The organism is Streptomyces sp. NPDC017225 (assembly GCF_044331465.1).
In the GTDB taxonomy this organism is placed as follows: Bacteria; Actinomycetota; Actinomycetes; order Streptomycetales; family Streptomycetaceae; genus Streptomyces.
Window position 1 is genome coordinate 69,842 of record NZ_JBIRNE010000031.1, and the last position, 6,000, is coordinate 75,841.

6 protein-coding genes are annotated in these 6,000 nt (G+C 71.8%); 5 read left to right on the forward strand and 1 reads right to left on the reverse strand.

Annotation, left to right across the window (positions count from 1 at the left end):
• Nucleotides 1-109: 109 nt before the first annotated feature.
• A complete protein-coding gene (locus tag ACH4NX_RS36240; RefSeq protein WP_351392983.1) occupies nucleotides 110-553 on the forward strand; it encodes a hypothetical protein in 444 nt (147 codons plus the stop codon).
• Nucleotides 554-799: 246 nt separating this feature from the next.
• On the opposite strand, the gene ACH4NX_RS36245 is transcribed toward ACH4NX_RS36240, so the two are convergent.
• On the reverse strand, nucleotides 800-1,717 hold the full coding sequence (locus ACH4NX_RS36245; protein WP_351401375.1) for a LysR family transcriptional regulator: 918 nt from the start codon (nucleotides 1,715-1,717) through the stop codon (nucleotides 800-802).
• A gap of 128 nt (nucleotides 1,718-1,845) precedes the next feature.
• Here ACH4NX_RS36245 and ACH4NX_RS36250 point away from each other — a divergent pair, with 128 nt between their 5' ends.
• The 4 genes from ACH4NX_RS36250 to ACH4NX_RS36265 form a co-directional block, all read left to right on the forward strand.
• Nucleotides 1,846-2,847: a fumarylacetoacetate hydrolase family protein gene (locus ACH4NX_RS36250; protein ID WP_398130152.1), complete on the forward strand. Its 1,002-nt coding sequence runs from the start codon at nucleotides 1,846-1,848 to the stop codon at nucleotides 2,845-2,847.
• Nucleotides 2,848-2,918: 71 nt separating this feature from the next.
• A complete protein-coding gene (locus tag ACH4NX_RS36255) occupies nucleotides 2,919-3,878 on the forward strand; it encodes a cyclase family protein (protein WP_351401413.1) in 960 nt (319 codons plus the stop codon).
• A gap of 29 nt (nucleotides 3,879-3,907) precedes the next feature.
• On the forward strand, nucleotides 3,908-5,038 hold the full coding sequence (locus ACH4NX_RS36260; RefSeq protein ID WP_398130153.1) for an FAD-dependent oxidoreductase: 1,131 nt from the start codon (nucleotides 3,908-3,910) through the stop codon (nucleotides 5,036-5,038).
• Between the two features lie 41 nt (nucleotides 5,039-5,079).
• Nucleotides 5,080-6,000: amidohydrolase family protein (locus ACH4NX_RS36265; protein WP_398153384.1), on the forward strand; the 921-nt coding region annotated here is incomplete at its 3' end.

Sequence of the window (6,000 nt, forward strand, 5' to 3'; positions counted from 1 at the left end):
AAGGCATCGCGCTTCAAACGGATTCAGCGCCACGTTGCGGGGGGATCAGTCCTGAAAGACCCGGAAGTGACCCGCCAGGGAAACTCGGCGGGAGAAAGGAGAATCTCTCATGGCAAGGATCACGAGGATCGAGGCGCATGTCCGCACGGCCGACGTACCGCACGGGGGGACACAGGGATGGGTATACCTGGGCATCGCCGGCCGCGAATTCGTACTCAACGCCTCCGGGACCGCCGGCGGCACTCGGACCGGCAACAACTGGACCTTCGTCCTCGGTGAGGACGCCAACGTCGAGAATCCCGCCCACAACGACCCGCGAAGGCCGCAGCTGGACACCGACAACCTCGACCGCTACCCCACCTACGTGAGGTTCGAGCCCGTGGGTCCCGATCCCGCCTGGTGCCTCGAACGTATCGTCGTCGGCGTCAACGCCGACACCGACCACCCGCACACCTTCGACAACCCCGACCTCGCCGACTTCGGGGACGACCGACGCCTGTGGCTGGGCCAGGAATACGGCAAGCAGCTGTACCTCAAGCGGTACGACGACTGACGCTTGGGACGCGCCGTGGGGACGCTGCGGGTGGGTCCGGCTCACCCCCTGCGCAGGTCCGTGTTCCGGACGACCTCGGTCCTGGCGGTGGACGGCCGGGAGCGGCGGCGGTCTGCCCCGAGGTCCCCGGGAAGCCCGTCCGGCCACCCGCCCCGACCCCGTCCGGCCACCCGCCCCGGCCCCGTCCGGCCACCCGCCCCGGCCCCGTCCGACCGCTCGCCCCGGCCCCGGCCCGCCGGACCGCGGTCAGACCTCGGGCACGCCGGCGAGGCGCCTGCCCACCCGCTCGGCCGTCTCCCGCAGCCAGATGTGGGCCGCGTCGTGGGTGTGCACCGGGTGCCACCACAGCGCCTCCCGCAGCGGGACCGCCTCGTACGGCGGCTCCACCACGCGCACCGGGGCGAGCGGCCCGAGCAGCCGGGCGAGGCGGGCCTGGACCAGGGCGACGCGACGGGTGCCGGCTACCAGCAGGGGCAGCAGCTGGAAGCTGTCGACGGAGACCTCGACCCGGGGCTCGATGCCGAGCATGCCGAGCTGGCGCACGGCGGGGGCGTCGTAGGTGCGCTGGTAGGTGACCCACGGCAGTCGGGCGAGGTCGTGGCGGGTGAGCCGGTCGTCGACGCTCGGATGGTCGTCGGCGACGAGGAAGACCCAGCGGTCCTCGTAGAGGTCGGTGGCGGGGAAGTCGCTGATGACGCCGTGCGGCATGAGCAGACCGTCGGTGGCACTCAGCAGGGCGGCGGTGTCGTCGACGACGGTGGGCGGGGTCTGGGCGAAGCGCAGCCGGATACCGGGGGCCTCCTCGTGCACGACGCGGGCGAGTTCGGTGCCGAAGACGGCGACGGCGTAGTCGGAGGCGATCAGTTTGAATTCGCGCCTCTCTTCGGCCGGGTCGAAGTCGGCCTGGCTGGCGAAGAGGCGTTCCAGCAGGTCGTAGGCGGTGGAGGTGCGGTCGAGGAGCACCTGGCCGAGCGCGGTGAGTTCGTAGTGGCCGCCGACGCGGGCGAGCAGGTCGTCGTCGAAGTGGCGGCGGAGCCTGGCCAGGGCGGCGCTCATCGCGGGCTGGCTGAGGCCGACGCGCTGCCCGGCCCGGGTGACGTTGCGCTCCTCCAGGAGAGCGCGCAGGGCGACGACGAGGTTGAGGTCGAGGCGGGCCAGATTCACGTGACTTCCCCTTGGCGGTACGGCGCCGACCAGGGGTAATTAGTGTGCTGGATGCAAGGCATCCACAGAATCGATTTCCCTGATCGCTGGTGGCGGGTCCAGATTAGTGCCACCGCAATCAGGAGGACATGTCCGTGATACCTGAACCCTCGTCCGCGCTGTTCGCAGGCCCCTTCGCCCTCGGCACGCTGTCGGCCCCGGACGGGCCGGCCTTCCCCGCCCTCGTCACCTCCGACGCCCAGGTGCTCGATCTGCGCGTCGCCTTCGGCGACGAACGGCTGACCACCCGGAGTCTGCTGGAGACCTGGGAGTCGGCGCTGCCGCGACTGCGGGCGCTGGCCGGTGACAGCGGCCCGGACCGGAAGCCGCTGGCGGACTTCCGGGTGCACGCGCCGGTCATTCCGCGCCAGGTGTTCCAGTCGGGGGCGAACTACCGGCAGCACGTGATCGACCTGCACGTCGCGCACCGGGCCCCGGGCGACGACCGGCCGGAGGAGGAGCGGCGCGCGGAGGCGGCGGACCTCATGGACCGGCGGGCCTCCGAGGATTTGCCGTACGTGTTCATCGGTCTGCCGAGCGCGATCACCGGCCCACACGACGATGTCGTGCTTCCCCTCTGGGCCGAGAAGCCCGACTGGGAGCTCGAGTTGGCGGCGGTCATCGGCCGGCCGGCACACCGGGTCTCCGTCGACGAGGCGCCCGCGTACATCGCCGGGTACACGATCGCCAACGATCTCACCGACCGGGCGACCGTCTTCCGCCGGGACATGCCGCAGATCGGCACGGACTGGCTGCGCAGCAAGAACGCGCCCGGTTTCACGCCGCTCGGGCCCTGGATCGTGCCCGCCGAGTCGATCTCGGACCCCGACGACCTGCGACTCACGCTGAAGCTCAACGGCGAGACCATGCAGGACGAGACCACCAAGGACATGATCTTCAACGTCGCACGCATGGTGGCCCATGCCTCGGAGACCGCCCACCTGCTGCCCGGCGACCTGGTGCTGACCGGCAGTCCGGCCGGCAACGGCATGCACTGGGGCCGGCTGCTGCGCGACGGCGACGTCATGGACGGCACCATCACCGGTCTCGGCGCCCAGCGCACCCGTTGTGTGGCGGAGACGGCGCAGTGACCCCGGACGGCACCGAGTCCCCGGCCCGGACCGAGACGCCACATCGGACCGAGTCTCCGGACCGCACCGAGATCCTGGACCGCACCGACCCCGAGGGCTCGATCGCGCGGGCCGTCAAGGCGTGCTCCAACTGGGGCCGTTGGGGCGAGGACGACGTGCTCGGCACCCTGAACTTCCTCGACGAGGACAAACGCCGCGAGGCCGCCGGACTGGTGCGGCGGGGCGTGAGCTTCTCCCTCTCCCAGCGCTTCGACATGAACGGCCCGCAGAAGGGGTGGCGGCGGCGCACCAACCCGGTCCACACCATGCTGGACACCGGCACCGACGCCGCCCTCGGCAACCAGGGCTTCCCGCACGGCATCGGCGGCGCCGACGACGTGATCGCGATGCCGTTGCAGTGTTCCACGCAGTGGGACGGGCTCGGGCACATCTTCGACCACGGCAAGGCGTGGAACGGGCGCCCGGCGGAGCAGGTCGTCACCTCCGAGGGCGATCTGGTCACCGGCATCGAGCACATGGCCCCGCACGTCGCCGGACGGGGTGTGCTGCTGGACGTCGGACGAGTGATCGGCGAGGAAGGCGAGCTGCCGGACGGTTTCGCGATCACCCAGGAACACCTGACGGCGACCGCCGAGGCCCACGGCGTGTCCGTCGGCCGGGGCGACATCGTGCTGGTCCGCACCGGACAGCTCGCCCGGGTCCGGCGCGACGGCTGGGGCGACTACGCGGGCGGTCCCGCGCCCGGACTGTCCTTCACCTCGGCCGGCTGGCTGCACGGCAGTGAGATCGCCGCGATCGCCACCGACACCTGGGGCTTCGAGGTCCGCCCGAACGAGTTCGAGCACGCCTTCCAGCCGCTGCACCAGGTCGCCATCCCGCACATCGGCCTCCTGATCGGCGAGATGTGGGACCTGGACGCGCTCGCCGAGGACTGCGCGGCGGACGGAACGTACGAGTTCTCGCTCACCGCCGCGCCCCTGCCCATCACCGGCGCGGTCGGCTCCCCCGTCAACCCGATCGCCGTGAAGTAGCGATCAGCCCGAGGAACAAGGGAGTTCCCATGACCCAACCCCGCACGGTCCTCGTCGTCGGCGGCGGCGCGGCCGGCAACGCCGTCACCGTCCTGCTGCGCCGCGCCGGTGTCGCGGTGGACCTCGTCGAGGCCAAGGACGACTGGAACGCCACCGCCGGCTCCGGCATCACCCTCCAGGGCAACGCCCTGCGTGTGCTGCGCGAACTCGGCGTGTGGGACCAGGTGGAGGCGTCCGGCTTCGGCTTCGGCTCGGTCGGCATCACCGCCCCCGACGGCACCGTTCTGCACGCGCAGGACGACCTGCGTACCGGCGGTGACGACCTGCCGGCCACCGTCGGCATGCAGCGACCGCGGCTCCAGCAGATCCTGATCGAGGCCGTACGCGCCAGTGGCGCGTCGGTCCGGCTGGGCACCACCGCCGAGATCCTCGGCCAGGACGCGGCCGGCGTCTCCGTCCGCCTCAGCGACGGTACCGAGGGCCGCTACGACCTGGTCGTCGCCGCCGACGGCCTGGGCTCCACGACCCGTTCCGCGATCGGCGTCACGGCGAAGCCCGAGCCGACCGGCATGGCCATCTGGCGCGTCGCGGCCCCCCGTCCGACGGGTGTCGTCCGCACCGACCTCGCCTACGGCGGCCCCGCGTACATCGCCGGGTACTGCCCGACCAGCGAGACCACCCTGTACGCGTACGTCGTCGAGGCCAACCGCGACCGCGCCTCCATACCGACCGCGTCGTACGCGGACGAGATGCGACGCCTCACCCAGCACTACGGCGGCTCCTGGCCGGAGATCACCAAGCACATCACCGACCCGGCGAAGGTCAACTACACCTGGTTCGACCGGATGCTGGTCGAGGGCTCCTGGCACCGCGGCCGCGTCGTCCTCGTCGGTGACGCCGCCCACTGCTGCCCGCCCACCCTCGCCCAGGGCGCCGCGCTGTCCCTCGAGGACGCCTGGGTGCTCGCGCAGATGCTGACCGGGTCCGACGAGTGGGACGACGCGCTGTTCCAGGCGTACTACGAGCGGCGGATCGCTCGCGTCCGTCCGGTCGTCGAGGCGTCGGTGCAGATCGGGCAGTGGCAGCTCGACGGGGTGCGGGACGCCGACGTGCCCGGCCTGATGGCCCGCACCATGACCCTGCTCAGGGACCTGCCATGACCGATGCGACCGTCATAACCGATGTGACCGATGTGACCGATGTGGCTGCCACAACCGCGACCCCCGAGGCCGCCGAGGCCGCCGAGGCCCGGCCTACCGTGGACGTGCACGCGCACGTCCTGCTGCCCGAGATCGACGCGCTCGTGGCCGGTCTGCCCGGGCACGCCGAAGCCCGGGCACTCGACGCCCGGCGCAACGGCCCCGCCTCCCTCGCCGTCAACGGGCCCATGGTCCGCGAACGCGTCCCCAGGATGACCGACCCCGCCGTGCGCCTGGCCGCGATGGACGCGCAGGGTGTCGACGTGCAACTGGTCAGTCCCTCGCCCTCGCACTACCACTACTGGGCGGACGAGGAGACGGCCGAGAAGGTGTATCTGCTCGCCAACGAGGCGACGGCCGCGCACTGTTCCGCCGCCCCCGACCGGCTGCGCGGCCTCGGACTCGTACCCCTCCAGCATCCGGGGCAGGCGGTACACGCCCTGGAGCACGCTCTGGAGCAGGGCCTGGCGGGTGTGGAGATCTCCAGTCACGCCCCCGGCCGGGAGCTGTCCGACCCGGCGTACGAGCCCTTCTGGTCCCGGGCCGGAGAGAGCGGGGCGATCGTCTTCCTGCACCCCTTCGGATGCACGCTCGACGAGCGCCTGGACCAGTGGTACCTGTCCAACACGGTCGGCCAGCCCACCGAGAACGCCGTCGCCCTCTCCCACCTCATCTTCTCCGGTGTGCTCGACCGCCACCCCGGCCTGAAGGTGATCGCGGCGCACGGCGGTGGCTACCTGCCCACCCACATCGGCCGCTCCGACCACGCCTGGTCGGCCCGCCCCGACGCGGGCGCCGGCTGCGCGCACCCGCCCAGCAGCTACCTCGAGCGGCTGTACTTCGACTCGCTCGTCCACGACCCGCACGTACTGCGGGAGTTGATCCGGGCCGCCGGGGCGGACCGCGTCCTGCTCGGCTCTGAC

What these genes read in the sequence shown, in the direction of transcription:
- ACH4NX_RS36240 (WP_351392983.1), top strand. Translation starts at nt 110, where the DNA reads ATGGCAAGGATCACGAGGATCGAGGCGCATGTCCGCACGGCCGACGTA.
- ACH4NX_RS36250 (WP_398130152.1), top strand. Translation starts at nt 1,846, where the DNA reads ATGTCCGTGATACCTGAACCCTCGTCCGCGCTGTTCGCAGGCCCCTTC.
- ACH4NX_RS36260 (WP_398130153.1), top strand. Translation starts at nt 3,908, where the DNA reads ATGACCCAACCCCGCACGGTCCTCGTCGTCGGCGGCGGCGCGGCCGGC.